The organism is Desulfobacula sp. (genome assembly GCF_030611305.1).
Taxonomy (GTDB): Bacteria; Desulfobacterota; Desulfobacteria; order Desulfobacterales; family Desulfobacteraceae; genus Desulfobacula.
The window spans coordinates 1-24,212 of record NZ_JAUWQB010000052.1; the positions used below are offsets into that span (position 1 = coordinate 1).

Annotated in this window: 19 protein-coding genes; 8 read left to right on the forward strand and 11 right to left on the reverse strand. The window is 39.7% G+C overall.

Features of this window, described 5'->3' with window-relative positions:
• Positions 1-190 (forward strand): hypothetical protein (locus QAI40_RS10935; RefSeq protein WP_304511634.1); only part of this gene is annotated, 190 nt, incomplete at its 5' end.
• A gap of 221 nt (positions 191-411) precedes the next feature.
• Here QAI40_RS10935 and QAI40_RS10940 read toward each other — a convergent pair.
• The 9 genes from QAI40_RS10940 to QAI40_RS10980 all read right to left on the reverse strand — a co-directional run bounded on the left by QAI40_RS10940 (position 412) and on the right by QAI40_RS10980 (position 13,267).
• A complete protein-coding gene (locus tag QAI40_RS10940) occupies positions 412-1,554 on the reverse strand; it encodes an MFS transporter (RefSeq protein ID WP_299981668.1) in 1,143 nt (380 codons plus the stop codon).
• 11 nt (positions 1,555-1,565) lie between these two features.
• Entirely contained in the window at positions 1,566-5,276 is a 3,711-nt protein-coding gene (locus QAI40_RS10945) for an SIS domain-containing protein (RefSeq protein ID WP_299981670.1), read from the reverse strand.
• A gap of 32 nt (positions 5,277-5,308) precedes the next feature.
• Positions 5,309-6,676, reverse strand: a complete 1,368-nt coding sequence (locus tag QAI40_RS10950) for a penicillin-binding transpeptidase domain-containing protein (protein ID WP_299981672.1) — start codon at positions 6,674-6,676, stop codon at positions 5,309-5,311.
• Positions 6,673-8,304 (reverse strand): methionine--tRNA ligase, encoded by a 1,632-nt coding sequence (gene metG / locus QAI40_RS10955; protein ID WP_299981674.1) that lies wholly within the window; start codon positions 8,302-8,304, stop codon positions 6,673-6,675. Before metG ends, QAI40_RS10950 begins: the two co-directional genes overlap by 4 nt.
• Positions 8,301-9,113, reverse strand: coding sequence for a PSP1 domain-containing protein (locus QAI40_RS10960; protein WP_299981676.1), 813 nt, complete (start codon positions 9,111-9,113; stop codon positions 8,301-8,303). Before QAI40_RS10960 ends, metG begins: the two co-directional genes overlap by 4 nt.
• Complete coding sequence (gene holB, locus QAI40_RS10965; RefSeq protein ID WP_299981678.1) at positions 9,106-10,164, reverse strand: DNA polymerase III subunit delta'; 1,059 nt, start codon at positions 10,162-10,164, stop codon at positions 9,106-9,108. Before holB ends, QAI40_RS10960 begins: the two co-directional genes overlap by 8 nt.
• A gap of 3 nt (positions 10,165-10,167) precedes the next feature.
• The gene (locus QAI40_RS10970) at positions 10,168-10,443 is read right to left on the reverse strand and encodes an HU family DNA-binding protein (protein WP_299981679.1); all 276 of its coding nucleotides are present in this window, start codon (positions 10,441-10,443) and stop codon (positions 10,168-10,170) included.
• Between the two features lie 80 nt (positions 10,444-10,523).
• Complete coding sequence (locus tag QAI40_RS10975) at positions 10,524-11,048, reverse strand: UpxY family transcription antiterminator (protein WP_299981681.1); 525 nt, start codon at positions 11,046-11,048, stop codon at positions 10,524-10,526.
• Positions 11,045-13,267: an LPS-assembly protein LptD gene (locus QAI40_RS10980; RefSeq protein ID WP_299981683.1), complete on the reverse strand. Its 2,223-nt coding sequence runs from the start codon at positions 13,265-13,267 to the stop codon at positions 11,045-11,047. Before QAI40_RS10980 ends, QAI40_RS10975 begins: the two co-directional genes overlap by 4 nt.
• Positions 13,268-13,390: 123 nt before the next feature.
• Between QAI40_RS10980 and QAI40_RS10985 the strand changes: the two genes are divergently transcribed.
• The 3 genes from QAI40_RS10985 to QAI40_RS10995 all read left to right on the forward strand — a co-directional run bounded on the left by QAI40_RS10985 (position 13,391) and on the right by QAI40_RS10995 (position 16,921).
• Complete coding sequence (locus QAI40_RS10985; protein WP_299981685.1) at positions 13,391-15,670, forward strand: cysteine synthase; 2,280 nt, start codon at positions 13,391-13,393, stop codon at positions 15,668-15,670.
• A 2-nt stretch (positions 15,671-15,672) separates the two neighbouring features.
• Positions 15,673-16,620 carry a hypothetical protein gene (locus QAI40_RS10990; protein WP_299981687.1) on the forward strand — a complete coding sequence of 316 codons (948 nt, stop codon included), beginning with the start codon at positions 15,673-15,675 and terminating at the stop codon, positions 16,618-16,620.
• Between the two features lie 112 nt (positions 16,621-16,732).
• Positions 16,733-16,921, forward strand: coding sequence for a 4Fe-4S binding protein (locus QAI40_RS10995; RefSeq protein ID WP_291345729.1), 189 nt, complete (start codon positions 16,733-16,735; stop codon positions 16,919-16,921).
• A 102-nt stretch (positions 16,922-17,023) separates the two neighbouring features.
• Here the strand turns inward: QAI40_RS10995 and QAI40_RS11000 are convergent, their stop codons facing one another.
• The gene (locus QAI40_RS11000) at positions 17,024-17,902 is read right to left on the reverse strand and encodes a DMT family transporter (RefSeq protein WP_299981691.1); all 879 of its coding nucleotides are present in this window, start codon (positions 17,900-17,902) and stop codon (positions 17,024-17,026) included.
• A gap of 490 nt (positions 17,903-18,392) precedes the next feature.
• On the opposite strand from QAI40_RS11000, the gene QAI40_RS11005 reads away from it, so the two are divergent.
• Together QAI40_RS11005 and QAI40_RS11010 are read left to right on the forward strand one after the other, a co-directional pair.
• Positions 18,393-19,127, forward strand: coding sequence for an acyl-CoA thioesterase (locus tag QAI40_RS11005; RefSeq protein ID WP_299981693.1), 735 nt, complete (start codon positions 18,393-18,395; stop codon positions 19,125-19,127).
• Between the two features lie 4 nt (positions 19,128-19,131).
• On the forward strand, positions 19,132-21,771 hold the full coding sequence (locus QAI40_RS11010) for an HD domain-containing phosphohydrolase (RefSeq protein ID WP_299981695.1): 2,640 nt from the start codon (positions 19,132-19,134) through the stop codon (positions 21,769-21,771).
• A gap of 23 nt (positions 21,772-21,794) precedes the next feature.
• On the opposite strand, the gene QAI40_RS11015 is transcribed toward QAI40_RS11010, so the two are convergent.
• Positions 21,795-22,823, reverse strand: coding sequence for a LysM peptidoglycan-binding domain-containing protein (locus tag QAI40_RS11015; RefSeq protein ID WP_299981697.1), 1,029 nt, complete (start codon positions 22,821-22,823; stop codon positions 21,795-21,797).
• 127 nt (positions 22,824-22,950) lie between these two features.
• On the opposite strand from QAI40_RS11015, the gene QAI40_RS11020 reads away from it, so the two are divergent.
• Both QAI40_RS11020 and tnpA read left to right on the forward strand, forming a co-directional pair.
• Positions 22,951-23,508 (forward strand): HD domain-containing protein, encoded by a 558-nt coding sequence (locus QAI40_RS11020; RefSeq protein ID WP_299981699.1) that lies wholly within the window; start codon positions 22,951-22,953, stop codon positions 23,506-23,508.
• Positions 23,509-23,701: 193 nt separating this feature from the next.
• Entirely contained in the window at positions 23,702-24,130 is a 429-nt protein-coding gene (gene tnpA / locus QAI40_RS11025) for an IS200/IS605 family transposase (protein WP_299981702.1), read from the forward strand.
• Positions 24,131-24,212 lie beyond the last annotated feature (82 nt).

Sequence of the window (24,212 nt, forward strand, 5' to 3'; positions counted from 1 at the left end):
TTCGGATTCAAAATTAAAATCACATAGTTCACATACAGGGTTTGTCATTGAAATAGCATTTTTACAAAGTTTGCACTCTACCATTAAGACATCCTTTCAAATGCGGAGATTCCAGAAAAGTTTACAAGATAATAATACTGAAAATTTGGTTGATTTAAAAATCAGCTTAAATGGTGATATAACTGAATGAAACAGATTTTGCCAGATTAAATTTATTACATACTTAAGTATAACAGGATTCTTGACTGACCATTAAATTTTATTGTTGACAGAGATTCTTTTAGAAGGCTCAGCCTTATTCATTTTAATACAGCTTGATTTAATCTTGAAAAGAATTTTTTAACTTTTTGAGAGTATGAGCAAAATTACATATCGAGGTTGGAACTGAATCTTGCCCCGGCCGGACCAATCTTATAAAGATGTCGGCTTAATCCTGATAAACTGGACAAGGCAAAGGGAGATAAAACTGAAAAAGGCCCCGGCCAGGAAAGGAATTTTATAGTCCACCATCCATAACAGCCCGCCAATGACCGGCAGGACCACAGCTGCGATATGGTTGATGGTAAACCCCACTGCCGCACTTGATGCAATATCCCGGGGATCGGCAATCTTCTGGAAATAGGTATTAATGGCCGTTGAACAATTAAAAAACATGTGATCAAGGATGTATAAGATAGCGACTAAAAGTTTTGAGTCAACAAAAGCATAGGCGATAAAAACCAGGATAAGGAAAAAGTATTCTATTGAAAGAAGTTTGCGTTCCCCATATTTTACAATAAATTTTCCGATTAAAGGATTGATGAAAAAATTGATCCCATTGTTCAAAAGAAAGAGCAGGGTTATATCCTGAACGGAAAATCCGAATTTTTTTACCATCAAAAATACGGCAAATGCCATGAAAATCTGCCGTCGTGCGCCTGCCATGAAAGTTAGAAAATAGAAGAGCCAGTATTGTTTTTTCAATATTAATTGTTTTTTTTGGGGAAGGATGTCCTTGTCAGCAGGATTTTTTGTGAAGGCCCAGACACCGCAGACACCGATTACACTGCCAAAAAAAATATACATGGCTTTATAGCTGAATAACGGAGCAATAAAAAATATAATGATGCCGACCACAATGCTGGCAGCGGCGGCATAGCTTCTTTGTGCGCTTAAAACAAGAGGGGAGGTCAGTTTGTCAAAATACTGGAGTGTCAGCGACTTATTTGTTGTTTCATAATAGTGGAATCCGAAACTCATGATCATGGTTGTAAAAATAAGGCCATAAAAGCTGGGTAAAAGCCCGGTTGCAAAAAGACCTGCTCCCAGGATGATAATGGACAGGGCAGACAATTTGTGTTCTTTAATGATTAAAATCACGTAGGTAACAAGTAATGCCAGAAACCCCGGGATTTCACGAACAGACTGCAGCGCACCGATATGATGGCCGTCAAGTCCGACAATGTTAACACTGAAATTGTCAAAAAGGGTTGCCCAGCACTGGAGCCCTGCGGTAGAACAAATGGTCAAAACGATGAGATAGGAATACATCTGTTTTTTTTTATAATCAGGCATCAAACAACTTTTTATTGAATTTTACTTATTATCTTTTCAACTACTTTTTCTGCGGTATCTCCAAACAGGGTTTCAACTTCCACCAGGTTAAGATACTTGTCATCCCATTGGATATTATCACTTTCAAGAACCCAGTCTTTGAGCCTGTTATATTTGCCGCCCAGAGCTTTGATTTTTTTTAAAAGCGATACGTCACTCGATGTTTTGAAGCTGATATTTAAAGACAGGATATACTCAATGATGTTGGGTGTGGAGGGATTTGAAGAAATGCCGGGGATTACCAGAATATTTTTATTGTCTTTCCGGCCTTTCCCAATATACACATTTCCTTCTCTCACAATGATGTTTTTAGTTCCTTTAAGTCGGGGATCTGTTTCCACTCTTGAAGTATCGTCTTTTAATAAGCCGGTTTTGTTCACTATTTTTATTTTGGTCTCCCCCGTGACCTCGCCTAAAAGACTAAGACCTGAAATCTGGTAGAGGAAGGCGCCCTTGACGTTGGAAATAATCTCCTGGAGATTTTTAATTACCAGAACATTTTTATTCATAATCTGGGAGAGTTGAATGCCATTGGCAGTAAGTTCATCAAAGACAGGGCCTTCAAATTTTTCACTGATTCTGCTGGTACCAACCGTTACGGTTTTGGCCTGATGCTTGATGGCATCAACAGGCCTTGCCATGGTGTTAATGGCCTTGCCAATGTTATCAAAAAATGTATCGAACATGTTGGAAGGGGTGCCTTTTATTTCAAAATCAATTTCAAAATCAGACACGGGCAACCTGCCGGACAGGTATTTTAAAAGCAATGTGATATTGGCAACTATATCAAGCCCCATGACAGCAGGGAAGCCGCCTTGTCTTCGTTTTTTTGAAAATTTGTTATAGAATCGCGCAATGGTTTCCCTGAATCGTTTCTCCAGAAGAACTTCATAAGCATCGTGCCCCATGGTGGTATATTCGTCTAAAAGATCCTGAATTTCAGTTTTTCCTTCATACATAAACCTGGAACCCTCATTAATGGCAAGGGCAGCATAATACCCCCAGATGTGTCCGACAAGTGTATTAAGGACAGGCGCAAAATGTTCTTTTGTTTCAGGAATTTTAAATACATCCCTGGCATAAACATCAAACCTGTCTTCTCCAATAGTGGTGATAACCACAGGGGTTGCTTTATGTGCATGGAAAATGGCCGTATCCTTTATAATATCCCCCAGTACACTTTGTCTTGTTCCGGCAGCACAAATGATGATCAATGGCTCGCTTGACAGATCAATATGTTTCTTATCTTCGATAAAGTCAGACGAAATGGTTTTATAGCAAAGCTCACTGAGTTTGATCCTGATCTCATCGGCAGATGTCTTGTTTGATCCTGATCCTACGGTTGCCCAATAGTCTTTTGAGACTGCAAGCCTGAATGCCGAATCTTTGATTTGATCTTTCATCCCAAGGATGATTCTCATTTTATCCGGCAGGCTCATAATTTCGTTGATCTGTTCCGTAATAAATTTGCTGGATCTTGTTTGAGCAATACAGGCTATGTGAAGACCCAGAATAGCCCCGGCAGTAATCTGTGAATAGAATGCTTTTGTTGATGCCACAGACATCTCAATATCGCGGCCGGAGCTGGTATATAATACACCATCTGTTTTAAAGGTCAGATCAGAATCTCTCCTGTTCACGATGGCCAGCGTTTTGGCGCCGCAGGCCTTCACCAGGTCAACGGTCCTGTTGGTATCCGTTGTGGTGCCGGACTGGCTGATGGCCACAACAAGGGTATGGGTCATGGATTGGGTTTTATTTTCCCCTTCAATAATACTGAATCCGGAAAGTTCTGATGATTTTAAGGCTCTGATGGTGATATTTTTATCACCCAGATAGAAATTTAACAGATCTGCACAGCCCTGAGCCGCAATCCCGGCAGTCCCCTGACCAATAAAATAGACTTTTTTTATTCTTTCGTTTTTAAAGTCATCTTCCAGTGATTTTGGAATCACTGTCTCGTCCAGAGTTGTGGCGAACAGGTTTGATTCCGGGGAAAAATTGATTTTATCCTCCAAGGTTTTTTCAACCGAACCGGGGGATTCTGAAATTTCTTTTAAAAAATAGTGGGGGAAGTTTTGCCTGTCAATATCCCTTGACGTAATCTGGCTTGTCAGTACTTGATCATCTTTTATGCTGATAGGGGTATTGTCGTAATCAAAAGATTGAATCCCTGATACACCACCCGAGGAATTTGGATCAAGAATAACGATCTGGCCTTTGTTTTCTCCATTCAGTTTGATGTAATCCTGGGTTTCCTCCACAATGCCATAGAGCTCTGATGCCGCAATATAATGATCCTTTGCAATCCCGACAAAAATGGCCTGACCACTTCCTTTCTGGGCTAAAAACAGTTTTCCGGGGGCTAAATCCGAGTGCATGCTGATGGCATGAGAGCCTTCAAAATCATTGACAGCCAACCTGAAGGCCTCTTCAATGGAGTTGTTGAGTTTCAGGTAGTGCTCGATCTGGAGCGGAATCAGTTTGGTGTCAGTATTGATATCTTCATGGATTTTATCATATCGTGCTTCATACTCTGTTTTCAATTCAAGATAATTGTCAATATCTCCATTCAGGCAGACATGAAGGATGCCTGTCTTACCGATTTCTCTATCTGTGGGGGTGTTGTCTTGCGGGTGGCAATTGGGTATTGTAATATCTCCGACAGAGGCCCATCGAGTGTGAGCAGATACGGAATTGGCAACAAAGTGATAATTTGAAAGCAATTGAAGCATGAGATCATTTTTAATCTGGCTTCGGATAAAGGTTACATTGTCTCCAAGTGAACCGATTTCTGCGGCAACTTTATAGACAAAAGAAATTGTCACGAAATGCTTGTCGTTTCCCGGGAAGGTATCGTTGATGGTAAGACTGTTATTGGGTAATACCAGGTGATTTGTCCGTTGCTTCAACCTTTCCGAAAGCCCCGCCTTGATAACTCCTTCCATGAAATTTTCAAATTCGGGTTTAGTAAAGGTAAGTATAACCGAAATTCCCGCAGAATCTCTTCCCCTGACTTCAAGCCGGTCGATACTGTTCAACACGGCATTAATTCTTTTGAATATCTTTAATCCACGGACGTTGCCGCCACTTTCAAGATCAGTGGTAAGATTGCTGATGGCGGTTATGTTATCCAGGATTTCTTTTTTAAGGCACCAGCAAATATCCCGGAGTTTTTCAAGGCGTAAGGAAATTATTTCAACATCTGAAGAAGAAAGATTTGTGTTTTCTTTCTTAAATGCAGAGGTTTGATCCTTTATTAATTGTTCAATCGTTTCTGAAATTGATAAAAGAAGATCCTTTTTTTCTTTGTTAAAAAAAAGATCAGAAAAAATACTTTCCTGTTTAAAACCCTGGCACTCTTCAAACAATCTGTTCAGAAGATCATCACTGCCAGGGAAGTCATCCCGGACAGACAAGTCATCAGACGATAAACTTTTTGTTTTTAACGAAAGGACCATTCCCTGGAGAGGGTTTAAATTAAAATATTCTGGGCCGCTGCTCCCTTTAAATGCAACAAATGCCGAAATGCCGCATGATATGGTATTGGGTTGATATGGGAAGAATATGATGGCGTTTTCTTTTGCCCCTGTTATGGCTTTCCCGAATTCAATATGGATTGAAAATAGTTTTTTGACCCGATTTAACAAAGGGTTTAAAAAATGCTTTTCTTGCAGAGTCATTATTTTCTCCGTCGCCCAAAAGGTTTTATACATCACAATTGTGCAGTTGCAGCATTATTTTTTTTAAAATATTGTTTTAAAATCATCTTTGCATAAGTGCCGGCTCTTGTTCCAATATATTTTCTATGGCCGACAACAATAGACAAAGCAATTTTTTTATTTGTTTTTTTCTCTTTCCCAAAACCGGTAAACCAGTCGTATTTAACCGTATTATCTTTATTATATAAAGATCCGGTTTTCCCGCCGATCACAAGCCTGGAAAGGACTTTATCTTTTGAAGCACCCCTGAAGGATTTTCTGGCGGTTCCCGTTGATACGGTTTTTTCCATTAGCTGCATTATTGTTGCTGCAGTTTCGGGTCTTATCGCTGTTATATAGGTTGCTTTTTTGTTTTTGTAAATGATTTCCCCGTCAGCGTCTGTCACATGTTCAACAATACTTGGCAGCATGATGTCACCTGAGTTGACTATAGCCGAGATAAGCATGACACCAAATAGTGGCGATATGGTTGTGTCATTGTTAAAGCCGCAGCCCAATTCAGCCAGATGATATTCGCTGCTGTTCGTTTCAAAGCTGCCTGAGACAAAAGGTAATTCAGACTGGATAACCTGGTTGAATCCAAAAGCAGCGGCATAGGACTCAAGTCTTTCTTTTCCAAGGTAATTTTTCCCGATTTTCCCGAACACCGGGTTTACGGATTCTGCAAAAGCCCTGGAAAATGAAATTTTATAGGTATATTTATTCTTAACATCCTTGAGTTGACGCTTATATAATGTGTACTTATTCCCATTAAAGTACAATTGCGTCTGAGGAGTGTAGCCCAGCGTTTCAACAGCAGCCGCAGCCGTTACAATTTTAAAGATGCTTGCGGCCGGATAGTCTGATTCGATACAGGGATTGGCATCGGGATTTTCAAGATCAAACCCTGTCATGGCAATAATTTTGCCTGTATCGGCTTCCATGACTACAAAGGCAATCCTCTGGGGTTTTCCACGGGTCAGTTTTTTGAGCCGGTCAAGCAGAGATAATAAATATTTCTGAAGATAAATATCAATACTTGTCGTAATTTCATAACTGGCTTCAGGTGCATCAACGGAAAAGATGTTTTTGTCTGTATGGATAAATTTTGTATTACTGATGATTTCTTTTAATTGAGCCTTTGATAACCGGTTTTGCGTTTCAGAAGTCTGCGGTTCTGACCGTGCCGGATCTTCCTTCCGGGTTTCATGAAAAGTATCGTTGTTTTCAGGGACCTGGTTTTTAAAAAAATAGATGCCTGCAATCAAAAGTATCAGGGCACCGGAACCAATGATTATTTTTATTGTTTTTAAAAAAAGAGTTCTCTTCCTTTTTTTAACGATATATTCAGATTGAAAATTTCGCCAGGAACTTTCTTTCATTTTACCGGGTTTCCGGGTGTAACCGATTTGTCAAAATTGGACACCGCCAGTTTTTTCTTATGGTTTTTGGATTTAATCTTGTCTGTATCAATTCTCGGAAACAAAATGTCCGGCTTTGCAATTATGGTTCCTTTTTTAATCTGTCCCCAGGGGAATGTTTCTTTCAGGGTGTAGAAGCCCTTTTCTCCTTTTTCCATGCAAAGGGTTTTTTGCATTTTCAAAGATGTTTGCGGCATAATGGGGTATATCAGGCAGGAAACAACCCGTAACCCTTCGATGAGATTATAGAGGACTGTTCCGAGAATAGGGATATTGGCATCATCTTTGGCCAGTGTCCAGGGTGCAGTCGTATCAATATATTTATTCATGATGCTGATAAATTGCCAGATGGCCTCGACCCCTTTGTGGAACTCACAAAGAGACATGGCCTGCCTGAATTTATCAATGGCTTTTTTCGCATCAGATGCCAATGATAGATTCTTTTGTTTTTCAATTTCAGCATCCGGTTCTTTTACTTCACCCGTAAAATATCTATGGTTCATGGAAAGGACTCTTGAAAAGAGATTTCCAAGGTCATTTGCAAGATCCGAGTTGATTCTTGATACAATGGTCTCCTCTGTGAAATTGGCATCCAGGCCAAAGACCATCTCCCTCATTAGAAAGTATCTGAACGGGTCAATCCCGTATTTATTTGTCACCTGGATGGGATCCGTGACATTGCCGATACTTTTTGACATTTTACTGCCTTTGACGTTCCAGAACCCATGGACATTCAATCCATTATAAATTTGAATACCGGCAGCTTTCAGCATAATGGGCCAGTAAATTCCATGGGGTTTGATAATGTCTTTGGCCACAAAATGACGGGCACCCGGCCAGAATTTTTTAAAAAGTTTGCCATCAGGATATCCCAGAGCTGAAATGTAATTTACAAGGGCATCAAACCAGACATAGGTGACATAATCTTCGTCAAAAGGCAGAGTGATTCCCCAAGTCAATCGGGATTTTGGACGGGAAATGCAAAGGTCTTCCAGGGGCTCCTTTAAAAAAGAAAGAATTTCGTTTTTGTACTGTGCAGGCTGGATAAAATCAGGATTGGCTTTGATGTGGTTGATGAGCCATTCCTGGTATTTGCTCATTTTAAAAAAATAATTGGATTCCTTGATGAGCTCAGGCTCAACACCATGGTCCTGGCATTTACCGTCTACAAGTTCCCTTTCCTGGTAAAATCGTTCACATCCAAAACAATATAGTCCTTCATAGCTTGAAAAGTAGATATCTCCTGAATCATAAATTTTTGAAAGAACATCTTTAACTACTTGAATATGGTCCGGATCCGTTGTTCTGATAAAATGATTGTTTTTGACATTTAATACCGGCAATAGATCCTGAAAGAGCTTACTGATGTTGTCTGCATATTCTTTTGGCGTTGTTCCCTGTTGTTGGGCTGCCTGGACAATCTTATCTCCGTGTTCATCCGTTCCTGTCAGAAAAAAGGTTTCGTAATCATCTATCTGTTTGAATCTCGTTGCAACATCAGCAGCAATGGAGGTGTATGCATGTCCCAGATGGGGTTTGGCATTGACATAATATATGGGAGTTGTAAAAAATTGTTTTTTGGATTTCATTCTTTTGTAGATTCCGTGATTGAGTTAGTCAATTGTTGGATGGTTTTTTCTATTTCGGTATTATCTTCTAAACGGATAGTGACGCTTTCTTTCAATACATTCTGCCTGACAACTTTTCCTTTTCCTTCTTTTATTGTAATCTTTTTCCCTAATTTGGGCATCCCGCGTTTAAGGCTTTTATAGGTTTCGTTTTCAAAGGTCAGACAGCACATTAATCTGCCGCAAACCCCGGAAATTTTCGTGGGATTCAATGACAGTCCCTGCTCTTTTGCCATTCTGATGGAAACCGGCTCAAACGTATGCATAAAAGAGGAACAGCAAAGTTCTCTTCCGCATTTGCCAATACCGCCGCAATGTTTTGAAAGATTGCGAATCCCGACCTGTCGCATTTCAATCCGGATACTGAATTCTTTTACCAGAAGTTTGATGAGTTCTCTAAAATCAATCCTGCCGTCAGCAGTGTAGAAAAAAGTCAACTTGTTGCGATCAAATGTACTTTCAACACTGAACAGGTTCATGAGAAGATCTAAATCATTGATGCATTGGATGCAAAAATTAAACACTCTTTTTTCAAGCTTTTTTAGTTCTTCTCTTTTTAGAAAGTCTTTTTCAGTGGCAACACGGACAATCTGTTTTAATTTTTTTCCAACATTTTCGATTTCAACGGGAGGTATGGCAATTTTACCAAACCCAAGGCCTTGCTCAGTTTCTACGATTACAGCGTCGCCCTCTTTCAGCACAAAAGCATCGCTTTTGAAATCATATATTTTCCCTGCTGTTTTAAATTTAACGCCAGTAACTTTAATCATAAATCAACTTTCCTCTGTTAGTAACAATTTTAAGGAAAAATTTATCCAATGTTAGTCTTAGTGTGCAGTTGGATGCCAGCCTTTTTTCCGTTTCATAAAGATCTTTGATCCACACGGAATGTTTTTTTGTTTCAACCATCTGACTAATATCTGTAAAAGCGTCAAAAAAATCAAGGTTAACTATTTTTTGGGGATGAAGTTTAAAAATCATTAAATCCCGGAAAAATGTTTTCATAATGGCAATGGCATCATCGATAAGGTCGGGATCGAAGCTTAACTTTTGTGAAAGCATCAATCCTTTTGATATGCAGTTGTTTGTGTCTGTTTTAATTATACTTACAAGGGCGTTAAGTAACCACTTCCTTCTTTTGATCCAGTCGACGTCTTTTGTCTCATCATTTTGATTCAAATTTAAATACATCAGTGCCTTTTTCAGGTCAGAATCAGCAGTTTTCGATGCAATTGCGGCCATTTGTTTGTCAACCTTGAATTCATTGATCAGACATTGTTCAATGAGTTTGTCGGTCAATGGTTTAAATCTGATTTTACGGCATCTTGAAATAATGGTTGGAACAAGGTAAGAGATCTTGTTGGCAATGAGGACGAAAAATGTTTTTTCAGGCGGTTCTTCAAGCATTTTTAATAATGCATTCTGTGCCTGTCTATTCATTAGATCTGCATTCAAAATCAGTACCATCCTGAATTTGGCCTCATTGGGCTTAGACGAAATTGCCAATCCCATTTCACGAATTTGGGATATGGAAATTATTTTTTTCCCTTTTAAATGGTTGATACATAGGATATCGGGGTGGCTTTTTGCATCGATTTTACGACAGGACTTGCAATTGTTGCAGGCAAGGCCCGTTCCTTTCAAACAATTACACCCCTTTGCAAATAGAAATGCCGCTTCTTTTCTTCCTGTGTTCTCATTTCCATAGAAAAGAAGGGCATTTGGGATTTTTTTTGCCTGAATGATTATAGTTAACTCAGATACAGTTTTAGCTTGGTATTGCATTTGATCAAAATCAGACATGGTTTGATCAATAACCATGTGTTAATAATCCACCCGCTCCTTTAGTTCTTTTCCGCATTTGAAAAACGGGAGCTGTTTGGGAGGAATAGTGACTTTTTGGCCGGTTTTCGGGTTTCGGCCTGTATAGCTTTTGTACCCTTTTATATGAAAACTGCAAAAGCCCCTTATTTCAACCCTTTCTCCTTTGACAAATGAATCGGAAAGCGAGTCAAAAAATATTTTAATGACCTCTGAAGCTTCGGATTTTGTCAGATTCGCTCTCTCTTTTAATGTCGAAATCAATTCAAGTTTATTCATACTTCCTCTTTCTATGTTGAATGATGCGATCTTATTATTTCTTAACGGTTTTAATTAAAATTTGATAAAAAGTCAAGGAGTTATGCCAATAAGTCAGGGATTTTTTCAACATTGTCTTCCTCTGCTTCAACCCCGGCATATTGTCCTAAAACATCTATTTTGATAACAACACGCCCCCTCCCTTTATATCTTGTAAACTCTCCTTTTACCCCTGCCATAGGACCTTCTAAAATTATCACAGGGTCTCCCTTTTTTATGCGGATATTTGTTCCTGTGATCAGATCCATGTTGGCATTTGTCAGAATTTTTAAGGATTCGACCTGTGACTGGGGCACGGGTACCGGTCCGGATTGATTGCCCAACAGCCTGACGGCCCCGATAGTTTTTAAAATATTTAACTGGTCTTCAGGGTTAAATGTTGATTTCACAAAAACATATCCCGGGAAAAGTGGAATTTCTATCAGGAGGGTTCTATCTTTCCGCCGACTTTTCTGCTTTGTTTTGGGCAAAAATGCTTCAATTTTTTTTTTAACAATATGAGTGTACACTATTTGCTCAAAGTTGCTTCTTGTCAGAAGAGCAAACCAGTTTAATTGTTCAATCATTTTGTACCAACTTCTCCGATTCCATGAAGATTTATGAGAAAGGCAATACTCTGTTCGCCACTTGATTCTGAAAAATAAAGGTTAAAGGTCCAGCAGGATTTTTTTAAGGCAAACCCTGCCTGTGTTTCAACGGTCTTTTTTTCTTTTAGATTTTTTTCAATGGAGTAATAGGCGGTTAATTCATCTGTCAGGCTGATATCGATTTTTGAATACAGGGATTCGGATACGTTGAATGTATATCGATATTCTGTTCTTAAGGAATCTCCTCTGTTGTCTTGCAGTGTATTTCCGATGTTTAAGGTTTTAAAATGGTTGTCATAGGGAGACCAGGAAAGATCCATATCAAGGGTTATAAAATCGTTAGGATTCAGCTCCGTATCAAGTGTAATATCTGAAAACGGTCTTGGTTCGTCATCTCTTTTCTTTTTAATATCATAGCTCTGGTAAAGTTTAATGTAGGCAAAATCGCGGTAGGTTGTTATCTCTTTGCCTTTAGGGGTTATTCTTGATTTTTTGGAAGTGAAATTATTGGTAAGAGACCAGGTAAGAAGATTTTGTTCCACAATTCTGTCCAGAGAATCAAAGGAGGGCAGATCATCTTGGTTAATGTATGGAATGAAGGCGTATTCAAGTTTTGGGATGATTTCATGCTTGGTTTTATCTGCAAACTCATTATTGGGATTAAAGATTTTAATCAGCTTTGTGGATAGCTGGGCACCGATATCATACATCTGTCTTGTCCGGAGGCTGTCGGAATTGCCGTTAATATCCGTGAATTCATTGGTATTCCAGATGCTCTGCCTTACACCGACAGACGGCTCAAAATTAAAAAATTTGCCGAGTTTTAAGGGCAGATAGAGTTTGGGGTAGATATCTGTTCGTTGCCCTTTTACAAGCGTTGCGGTTGTATCTTTCCTGTAAAAAGATCGATACTCGGTATCAAGAGAATAAAAGAATTTTGAAGGGCCTATCTGCTGTTTGAAGGCATCAAACTGAATGCTTGGAAGGGTCTGCAGCGTTGTGTCATCTGTGTTCTGTCTTCGGGCTCTGATATTATCGTACCATAAAGCATCAACATTGAATGTGTAGGTTGACCATGATTTGCTGATATTCAGCCAGTTTTTCCGGATATAGACATCATATTCATCCAGACCCCGGCCAAATTCTTTTTCAAAATATTCCTTGGTTTCATCATATCCTGTAAATCCGTCTTTAAATTCATGAAGATAATCTTCATCACTGGCCACATCGACATCCAGTTTGGCTGTAAAACCATTGGGAAGATCCTGGTTGTGTTTCATCCTGAACCAGAAGCGGTCAGTGTTGGTCCTTTGGGGGGTAGTGAGATAACTATAATTTTCTGTATTGATTGTTCCGTCATCTATTTTTTCATCTTCAAGAAAATCAAAGAACATGGAACCTTTTGTTTTGTTATCCATTACATATCTGAACTGGGCCCCTGTTTTTATTCCTCGATCAGACATGTAATCTGTATAAATTGTTGCATCGGTATTCCTTGAAATAGCGACAAAAAGGGGCTGTTCATATTCAAACCCCTTTCTGTCCGATGATGAAATTCTTGGGAATAAAAGACCCGTCTGGCGGTTGGTCTTGACAGGGAAGACAAGAAAAGGGGTGTAAACTGTAGGGATTTTTTTTGCCCAGAGAACGGCATGACTTGCAAGGCCATACCCTTCAATAGTAACTTTTATGTTTCTGCCGGAAATTTTCCAGTCAGGAGAATCGCCTGCGCATGATGTGATGGAACCTTTATCCGCACTATAAGAAAATTTACCCGTCTTTCTGATGTTCTCACCATTAATATAAAAATTGTTTTTCTGGATAAAGATGGTGCCTTTATCTATGGTGCCGATTTCCGTTGTAAGATTGATATTCATTGCATTGCAGGAGATGGAATCTTCGCCGGATATCAAAAGAACATTGCCCTGGGCAAAAGCATCCTTTGTTTTATTTGAAAATTCAACATAGTCAGCTTCAAGCCTGGTTTTACCCCCGGTGATCACAACATCGTCTTCGGCAATATAGAGGTCTCTTTTATTATCAAAGGTTACTATCTGCGCGGAGATATGCCAGGGGATCTCTTTGGGATTTTGGGGCAGAATATTTGCTTTTGCAAGCCCCTTGGCTGATATGAATATGTAAAAAAAAGTAAATATTATAAAAAGTGGCAGATACCTTTGCCTTAACAAACAGACCATGTTCTTTCCAGTAAAAAATTGCACATCGATTAAAATTACTGTATAAACCCATTTTATAGTTTAAAAGTCAAGGTAAGAATGCATGATTTGGATAGGGTCAAGATGGTAAAGGGCAAATAAAAAATGACATTTTCAATTATAGATTCCATTGGCAACACCCCTATTGTTGAGATAAAAAAAATGAACCCTGTAAAAGGGGTTAAAATTTTTGTTAAACTTGAATATATGAACCCCGGCGGTTCTGTTAAAGACCGGGCCGCGCTCTATATGATCAACGCGGCAGAAAAATCCGGGGAATTGACCAAAGACAAAATCGTTATCGAAGCAACCAGCGGAAACACGGGTATCGGACTTGCCATGATTTGTGCGGTCAAAGGATACAAAATTGCGCTTACCATGGCGGAAAATGCAAGTGAAGAACGAAAAAGTATTCTGCGCGCAAGGGGTGCTCAGATCATTTTAACCCCCAGGCGGCTGGGGTCTGATGGCGCTATTGAGGAAGCATACAGGCTTGCCAGGGAAAACCCGGATAAGTATTTTCTTACCGATCAGTATAACAACGAAGCCAATTGGAAAGCCCATTATTATACCACGGGGCCTGAAATCATTGAGCAGACCAATGGAAAGGTCTCTTGCATTGTAGCAACCATTGGGACAAGCGGAACGCTTATGGGGCTTTCCAGAAGATTGAAAGAGCATAACAGGGATATCAGGATTGTCTGTGTCGAACCGTATCTCGGACATAAGATCCAGGGACTTAAAAATATGAAGGAATCCTATACCCCTGAAATTATGGACAAAAGCTGTTTTGATGAAAAGATTAATATTGATGATGACGCAGCCTTTAATGCTGCCCGCATGCTGGCGGTAGAAGAAGGATTGTTTGTCGGGATGAGCAGTGGTGCAGCTATGGCAGCGGCCATTGAGGAAGCCCGAAAGATCAAAAACGGAGTTATTGTGGTTATCTTCCCGGACAGTGGTGAACGGTATTTGTCCACCAGTCTTTTTTCTGTGGAAAAACATATTGCTCTGTCACTTTTTAATACGTTTTCAAAAATCAAGGCACCATTTGAATCGCTTGAAAAAGAAAAAGTATCTGTATACACCTGCGGACCGACTGTTTATGAAAGACTCAATATAGGGCAGCTCAGAAGGTATGTGTTTACAGATTTACTCGTAAGATACATCGAGTACCACAACATTGCTGTAAATCATGTGGTCAATATCACAGACTATGATGACAAGACCATCCAGGGGTCGCAGCATGCGGATATGACACTTTTCGAGTTTACTCAAACCTACATAGATTTTTTCAAAAGTGATCTTGAAAAATTGAATATCCGGAAAGCAGATGCATACCCCAAAGTATCAGACCATTTTGAAGAGATGATCGATGTGGTAAGACAGCTGCAATCAAAACAGCATGCCTATGAAAAACTGCACTCCCTCTATTTTGATATTGAAAGCCTGCCGGAGTATGGTGATTTTTCAAGTATCAATCTTGATAAGATAAGACTAGGCGCAACCGTGGATCTTGACGAGTATGAAAAGCGTAATCCAAAGGATTTTACATTGTTCAAACGGGTTCGTCTTTCAGAACTCAAAAGAGGAGTAGGGGTCAAGACCCAATGGGGTAATGTACGTCCTTCTCTTCATTTGCAGTGTGCGGCTATTGCCATGAAATTTCTGGGAGACAATTTTGATATTCAAACCGGCAGCCGGGAACTTATATTCCCGCACCATGAAAATGAAGTTGCCATTGCAAGAGCAGCAAAAGGGGCAACCCTTGCAAAGTATTGGTTGCATTGTGATCCGGTTCGCTATGACGGTTCTTTAGGCACACCTGACATTGAAACGCTGACCCTTGAAACCCTTGTCAACCAAGGGTGGGAGCTTAAAACAATTCGATTCTGGCTGATTTCCAATCATTATAGGAAAACTTTAATGCTGTCAGAACAATCCCTGAAACAGACTCAATACACACTGGATAAAATTAACCGGTGCCTTACTACCTTGAGTGTAATTAAAGAAGGAAGGGATTTTAAAGAGATTGATCAATTTGTATATGATATAAAATTGGGTTTTCTTCAATCCATGGAAGATGATTTAAAGATTTCAGGTGTCATTTCTTCTTTGCTGGCAAATGTGAAAACCATCAACAGGCTGATCAATCAAAATAGAATCAATCCGGATGGTGCCCAGAAACTTGTGAATTGTTTTAAAGACATTGATTCTGTTCTTAAGATTTTTAGCTTTGCTAAAAAAAAGGAATACTCAGATGAAATTCAAGATCTTATAAGGGAACGTGAACGCGCAAGAGAGCAAAATAACTGGGAACTGGCAGATAAGATCAGAGAACAGTTAATAACTTTGGGCATCAAAGTTCATGACAAAAAGGCATAGCCATGACAAATCAATTTTTATTTTTCCCCTTCACCCATATTACCCCAAACCATTTAGACACTATCTTGGCTTTTTTCCCGTCATTTCAATGTTTGCCGGTCAGCGTGGATTTTAAGGACCGTCAAACATTACAGGCATTATTTGAACAGGGAAAAATTCATCCGTTTTTTTCATCAATCAGGGAGATTGAGGCGGTTGAAGTAAAACTTGGACAATATTTGGCATGGGCTCAGATCCATCATGGGAATGGAGCCAATTTTAAAGCCCTTTTAAAAGACAACCCGTATTTTACAAGTGATTCAGATGTGACAACCATTAAATCACAGATCAAAGGGTTTAAAGAGGCGTTGCCAAGTGAATCATCCCGGCAACGGAATTTATTGTTTTTGAAGATGGCTCAATTGTGTGATGAACAAAATGAGCACATTGATTTGGAGTTAAAAGATCTGGATAAAACCCGTGATAAATTTGTCTCAACCTTGCGCGGATTAGAAATCCTCTTAAGTGAAGAAGACAGCAAGGCAGGCGATAGTAAAGATCTGGGCGCCATTATGACTCGCGAGCGGATTTATGCATGGTCAAGGTGTATGGCAGTCAAGGAGGGACTGAAACAAAAGGGGGAAAAGCTGTTGTTCATCACTACCAGTGAGGCGGTATTTGATTATCTTGAGTCGAATTGCAAAGATGTTGTAAATGCCCTTGACATCGATAAAATAAAAGTGCATGAAAATGAATGTGAAAATAAAAGCGAATGGCAACATCAGTTTTGTGATTATTTGATGCGTGCAATTCAAGGAGATGGTATCCAGGAAAATAATCTGCCAAAAGTGAATGACAGATGTTCTCTTTCAGGGCAAATTAAACTGTGTCTTTTTTCCGGGAATGGTATTAACAATCTCTTTAATTGTTCAGATAAACAAATCCCTGTATGTCTGATCAAATTAAAGTGATAAAAAACTTGATTTTAATTAATATCATGTTATAAAAGTTTTTTTATACAGATTATATTTAAAAAATAAATTTATAATATAATAATGTTAATTTTTTAAGGAGGCTATTAAAATGGCATTTAATCCAATTGTTGACCCCGAAAAATGCGTTGGTTGCGAAGAATGTGTAGACGTATGTCCGGTAGAAGTATTTGAAATGGAAGATGACAAATCTGTTCCGGTCAATGCTGAAGAATGCATGGGCTGTGAAAGCTGCGTAGAAGTTTGTGAAGAAGATGCTATTGTAATTGAAGAAGACTAAAAAGAATACATCTTACAACAGACAAAAATGCCGAGTATGTTTTTCATCACCCGGCATTTTTTTATTATAGCGGCTTTGTTCCCAAAGGCACATCAATTTTTATTATTTTTTTAAGGTGACAGCATTGGTCAGGTATACACCTGCAATAACAAATACCGCTCCAAAAATTAAAGAAGGGGTTAGAGGTTCTTTTAAAATAAAAAATGAAAGAACCATAGCACTGATGGGGACAAAGTTAATAAAGATACCGGCTTTCATTGGGCCGATTTGTTTGATCCCTTCATAATACCAGAAAAAGCCAAGCACAGTGCCAAAAAAACCGAGGTAAAAAAGGCTTGCCCATTCAAGCGGTTCGTAAGACGCCATATTTAAAAATACGCCTTTAAAAAGGGCAGGGAAGAAAAGCAAAAGTGTTCCTGCAATAGATGAATAGCACACAGAGGCAATAGGGGACAAATTATTCATAGCTTTTTTTCCCAGTATCGAATATGCAACCCAGCTTGCAACACACCCTAAGACGAGAAGTTCACCTTTCCCAATTTTCAATTCCAATATGTCAAAAAGGTTTCCATTTGATATGACAATTAAAGCCCCTGTGACAGACAGACAAAGTCCGATTATTTTCATCAAGTTAAGTGTTTCTTTAAAAAAAATGACAGAACAAAGACTGATAAAAATAGGATTACTGGCAATAATCAGTGACGCCTGGTTGGCTTGAATATGGTTGAGGCCGGAGAAGAAAAACAGGTTATAGGAAAAGACACCTGTAAGACCTAACAAAAACACGATACATATTTCGCCAGGCGCAAGCTTAGGGAGGTGCCCCTCAATCTTTATGGTCAAAATTACAAGAAAAAAAGAAGCGATGAGAAACCGTATGAAAGCTGCTGAGAAGGGGTCTATATTGTGAGAAATTAATTTTCCCGCAATAAAAGTTCCTCCCCAGAAAACCGCAGTAAGTATTAATTTGAAATATATCAAACGCCTTCCCTTTAAATAAAAATAATTTTTGTATTTGCACAGACAAAAGTTTAAATGTCAAGCAAAGAGAAGTAAAAATCAAGACAAGCGGTATGCTTTTTTTGGAATGCCCAAGCCCGGGCTTACCCCTCAAGTCGAGAAAAAATAGGAATATTCCGGAATATTCCCCAAAAAGACTTGACAAACCGAATTTATCCAAATAAACATGGACTAAAAGGGAAAAAGGAAATTAATCCCATGTTGAATGCTCAAAAAAGATATTTTCGACTTTTCCATATCATATCAGACTTGATATGTTCAGCTATTCCATGCTATCTTCTCATCTTATTAGTTTTATCAAGCAACAATGATCGCTTGTCTTTTTCAATTCTACCTGAGCTGATGATGGGAAATTGTTTTTATAAGACTTTCAGAAGTGTTTTATATAAGGAATGGGCCCCTGTTTTTTGAAATTAATTTTATTGTTTTTTTTATTGGAGTGTAATTTGAAATGACGGAAACGACAAAAGAAAGAGCCCCGCGTGTTCAAAAAAAAATTAAGGCTCTACTGAACAATGGAACAGGGATCGTTGAAAACATCTCTGCCTCAGGTGGCTTTTTGAAAATGGAAAGCGATATTCCCACAGAGCCTTTTCAGCTTGAATTAAAAATCAGTGAGTTCAAAGCAATAAAACTGGAATGCGAACCCCAGTGGCATAACAGCTCAGGCCTCGGGTTCAGGGTTCTCGATATTGGAGATGCCAAGGAAGACCTGTTCACCCGGTACGTGGAAAATCAGATTCAGGCCTTAAAGGTTTACGGCACAGATAGAGTGTTTAAAGTTGAAATTGTGGTTACCTTAAAAAATACCAATGTATTCGGGAATGTATACTTCAGTAATTTCATTGAATACCAGGGTGTTGTCAGGGAAAAATTTTTAATGGCCACTGTTCCAGACCTGCACAAACTGATGGCAAACCGCAGTATTCGCCTGGTGACGGTGGATACTTACAACCGCTTTGTCAGCAATGCTTATTTCGGGGACATCCTGGTAGTAGAACTGACCACATCGGAGATAAAGGCTGCTACATGCAGGCTGGATATTATATTCAAAAATAAGAAAACCGGAGCATTGGTCGGTGAAGGGTATCAAAGAGTCTGCATGGTCAGTGAAAAAGGCAAAGTCATTAGAATTCCTGAAAATTTTTTAACTCCCTTAAATTTTTATCATGAAATAAAGGCATAGATCCATGCTTTATCTGAGTGCCATGCTGCCTTTGTTTGCAGGCATTGTATCTCTGTGCCTGGGAATTGTGGTCTATTACCTGTCACGGGGCAAAATCCGCAGGATTTTTTTACGGTTCTGTTTCATCACTTTTTACTGGCAGTTTTCCTGGGTGATTCTTTTCCTGTCCCCCAACAGTGAATATGCGGATCTGATATGTAAAATCGGGTATTCAGGCATTATTTTTCTGCCCCTGACCTGTTATGAAACAGCGGCCCATTATCTGAAAATTTCCAAAAAAGACATTTTCATACTTTACTTTGTCTGTTTTGGATTTTTGTTCAGCCTGTGGAGAACAGACCTGTTCATACAGGGACACCACCTTTACTGGTTCGGCTATTATCCAAAGGCAAACGTCCTCCACGGGGTATACCTTCTGATGGTTGTCTACCTGCTTACCAAAAGTACCTATATCATGATCCGCTTTCACAGGAAGGAAACCGATCCTGTCCGAAAGGCCCAGCTGAAATTCTTTCTTCTTGCCGCTATAGTATTTTCTATTTCAGGTATTGATTATCTCTTAAATTACCCGTTTCTGGTTGAAAAACTTGGTTTTAATCTATATCCTGTCGGGGTATTTTTTGTCATTTTTTCCGTTTTTATTTTTGTTTTGTCCCATTTTATCACCCTTAACCTGACCCTTGAAAAACGTGTGACTGAGCAAACCCAGCAGCTGAAAAATTCTGTTGATGCATTGGAAAAGGCCGCCAGTGCCAAAAAAGATTTCATTGCCAATGTCACCCATGAACTGAGGACCCCGCTTACCCTGATCCGGGGATGGACCGATTATATGCTTGAGGGGGAAGTCGGCACCATTCCAGCCAAACTCTCGGAAATCATGGGAAAAATCGGGATTCAAACCCTTTCTTTGACCCATAAAATCAATGAACTGCTCAAGGTTTCAAAATTTGATGCCGGCATGGATAGCCTTGCCCTGAGTCGGATTAATATTGACACCCATATTTTTCAGATTGTGTCCAGTTTCAGAGGGTTGACAGAGGCAAGCCAGGTTGGTCTTACCTATCATTCCAACCCAGATATTCCGGAAATTTTCATTGACCGGGAAAAACTCACGGATATCTTAAACAACCTGATTCGGAATGCCTATAAATTCACTGAAATGGGCGATATATCCGTGACATTGAAAGACAATGGCGATTACATCTGTATCGAGGTGAAGGATACAGGAGTGGGCATGTCCTCTGATGTCGTGGAAACCATTTTTAACCGGTTCCAGCAGGGGGACAGCTCAAAAACAAGGATGTATGAGGGCACAGGACTGGGACTTGCCATTGTCAAAGAATCCGCTGAAAGGATGTATGGCAGGGTATCGGTCACCAGTGTTGAAGAGGAAGGCACCAGTTTTATTCTGGAACTGCCCCGGGATCTTGAAAAAAAGGAACCCGGATCCATTACTGATAGACGGCAAACCGAACGGCGGGGGAAAAACGTTGTCTTGCTCCATCCTGACCGTCGAGAAAATTATCGGCGGAATGATGACCTGTCTCGGATTGAGGCCAGTGATATTGTCCAGATTGACCTGCTGGAAAACAAGCGGTTCATCAAGGGGAATGTCGAGATAGTTGAGGCGGAAAACTCCAAAGGTAACGTTGTCATTGCCGAAGACACTCCCGGGATTCTGGAATTTTTAAGCCGGGCATTAAAGGACTATACTCTGTATCTGACCACGGACGGCAGGGAGGCATGGAACACCATCAAAAAGGTAATGCCGGACCTTGTAATCTCGGATATCATGATGCCTCATATGGACGGGTTTTCGCTGTTGAAACATATCAGAACCCACAAACAGACCACCAGTATCCCGGTGATCATCATTACCTCGCTTTCGGAACAGGAAGACCGCATTAAATCCCTGCAATTGGGGGCAGATGATTTTCTGACAAAACCCTTCCACCACCTGGAACTCCAGGCACGGGTCAAGAATGTGATCAGTCTTCACACGCTTGAACGCGAAAAAACAAGACGGGAGCAATTGGAGGTTTTTTTAATGGTGCTTGCATCGGCCATTGAATCCAAGGACTCGTATACCGGGGGGCATGTGGAACGGGTGGCAAATTATTCCAGGGATCTTGCCGAAAAAATTGGCCTTTCCCCATTTCGGGTCAATGAAATTTATATGGGGGCCATTGTCCATGATGTGGGAAAAATCGGAATAAAGGACGTGATACTCAACAAACCCGGGAAGCTGACAGATGATGAATTTGATCAGGTCAAGGAGCATCCCCTGATCGGAAAGAACATATTGTCCAAACTTGAAATCGCCCCTGTAGCCGTTAATATTGCCTATTACCACCAGGAAAAATGGAATGGCACCGGGTACCCCACCGGCACCAAAGGGAAAGCCATTCCCCTCGAGGCCAGGATTGCCACCATTGCTGATATTTGGGATGCCATCACATCGGACCGCCCCTATCGAAAGGCAATCCCCCTTAGCCAAGCCATCCAGATAATGGAATTGGAACGGGGAAAGTCCCTTGATCCGGAATTGCATGATCTGTTTATGAATAAGGAATACAAGATATACCTCAATTATATCCCGGAAGAACAGGTGGCTGAACTATACTCTGGAAGAACAGCCGGGTGAACCGGGCTGGCCCCCTGATCCGTTTAATTTACCATATCATCCGGGTGAATGGCATACTTTGAAGACAGAATCATTACGGTGGATGCGATATCCTCAGTATGAAGCACAATCAGTTTTCCGGATTCAAGATTTTCTATCTTGATAGAGTTCTTTTTTTTCGACGGCCAGACGGTATAATCCTTGGTCTCATTTTCTCGGAAAACCGAGTATATCTGTCCGGGTTTGACTTTGGCTTTGCCCGTATCGATAAAAGCGATCCGATAGTCATTAATCATGATATTATTATCTTCGGAACAGATAATTCTCGCCTCAATGGGGTCAGGATTATCTTCAACCGTTAAAATTGTGTTCCGCTTATAATATTCCATAATCAAGTCACCTTTATACACAGCGCTATAGGCGTTGGTGATTAATGCTTTTACATAAGTCCCTTTATGTTCAAGTATTTTTACCTGTGCTTTGATCAAATGTTTTATCCCGTTAAATGTTTGACCATGGATCTTTTCTTTTACATTAGAGGTCGTAAAAATGTGATAGACCCTGCCGGGAACCAGTGTCCCTTTCCCTGACGGTTTTATATAAATAATATCATTGGCTGACATCATAAGATTGCCGTCCTGTTCCTTTATGATAGATCCAAGGGATGTCTGTGCCTTTTTCTTAAGAAATCCGATATGATCCATTTCGGAAAAAGAAAAAGACGTTTCAACCTTAACGGGAACCCCTTCTTTTTTTACTTTCCGGACTTTTACAATCTTTGGTTTAAGTGCGGGTTTTTTCTTTAAAAAAATTTGTATATTTTTTCCGGGATATATCCAGTGGGGGTTTTTTATATCATCATTCATTTCCCAAAGCCCTGGCCAGTCCCATTGGGAATCATAGAATTTTTGAGATAAATCCCATAAGGTATCTCCCTTTTCTATGGTATAGTAAAAACCTGAGTCTTCTCCCGGGATAAATTTTTTATCATCTTGGGCAAGCCCTGTTGAACAAAAAGCAAATCCCCAAAAAGTTAAAACAAATATTGCTATCATTGTTTTCTGACTTTGCATCTTTTCCTCCTGATTTGCTTTGATTTGTTCTTGAATTCTTGACTTTATTTAAACTATAGTTTTATAAAAAGTCAAGAATTGTTGCGAATTGTTGTGATTATTATTGCGGTTATCATAGGAACTTGGAATGAAAATGAAACATATTGCCAACTTGCTGTTTGAGGTGAGAATATTAAAGGACATCGTTAGATCAGGATATGCTTTTTTAGGATCTGGGAAAGAAAGTATTGCCGAGCACAGTTTTATGACAGCCTTTATTTGCTTTGCCATGGCCAGAATAGATCAGGATATTAATAGTGAAAAGCTGGTGACCATGGCCCTGGTTCATGATATTGCCGAGGCAAGAACAGGGGATTTTAACTATGTAGAAAAAAAATATTCAATAGTTGATGAGGTCAACGCCATTTCCCATTTGGTAAAGAATATTCCATTTGGTAATGATATTAAAAATCTTCTAGATGAGTTTAATTCAGGGGAAACAAAAGAAGCAAAACTCGTTAAAGATGCTGATCAGATATCTTTTATTCTTGAACTAAAAAAACAGGCTGACATCGGGGCAAAAGGTCCTGAAAAATGGTTGCCTGTTATCCTTAAAAGAATTAAAACAGAGACTGGTAAACAGATAGCCCAAAGTATCATGGAGACCAATTGGGATGAATGGTGGATGAATGATTATTCCGAATAACTCAACTTTAGGCCTTAAGTCCTTGCAAGCCTGACCTCACACAAATCCGGCAACTCCGAAAGTTGAGTGAATAATTAAAAAGGGTAAACCCCCGGCTTTGCCGGGGAGACTCCCAGAGTTTGACAATTCCGGGAATATACGAAAGTCTCCAATAACGTGAACCGCTCAAAGATCACAAAATAGGAGACTTTCGATGAATAACTATAATAAATTAAAGCATACGACATGGGAATGCAAGTATCATTTGGTCTGGATTCCAAAATATAGGAAAAAGATAATCTATGGCCAATTGAGAAAGTATTTTGGTGAGATTTTGAAGGAATTGGCATTACAAAGAGAATCAAAAATAATAGAAGGGCATCTTATGGGCGACCATGTCCATGTCCTGATATCAATTCCACCAAAATATTCTGTGTCTCAGGTTGTAGGATATATTAAAGGAAAAAGTGCTATCCACATAGCAAGAACATATGCAGGGAAACGGCACAATTTTGTAGGCCAAAGTTTTTGGGCCAGGGGTTATTTTGTCTCAACCGTTGGTCGGAATGAAGAGATAGTAAAAAAATATATAAAAAAGCAAGAAGAAGCTGATCGAAAAATTGATCAGTTGGAGTTATTTTGACCACCTTTAGGTGGTTCATGGTTTTTTGACCGCTTTGAGCGGTTCACAATCAAGCCTCCGGGTTTACCGGAGGTCATTGACT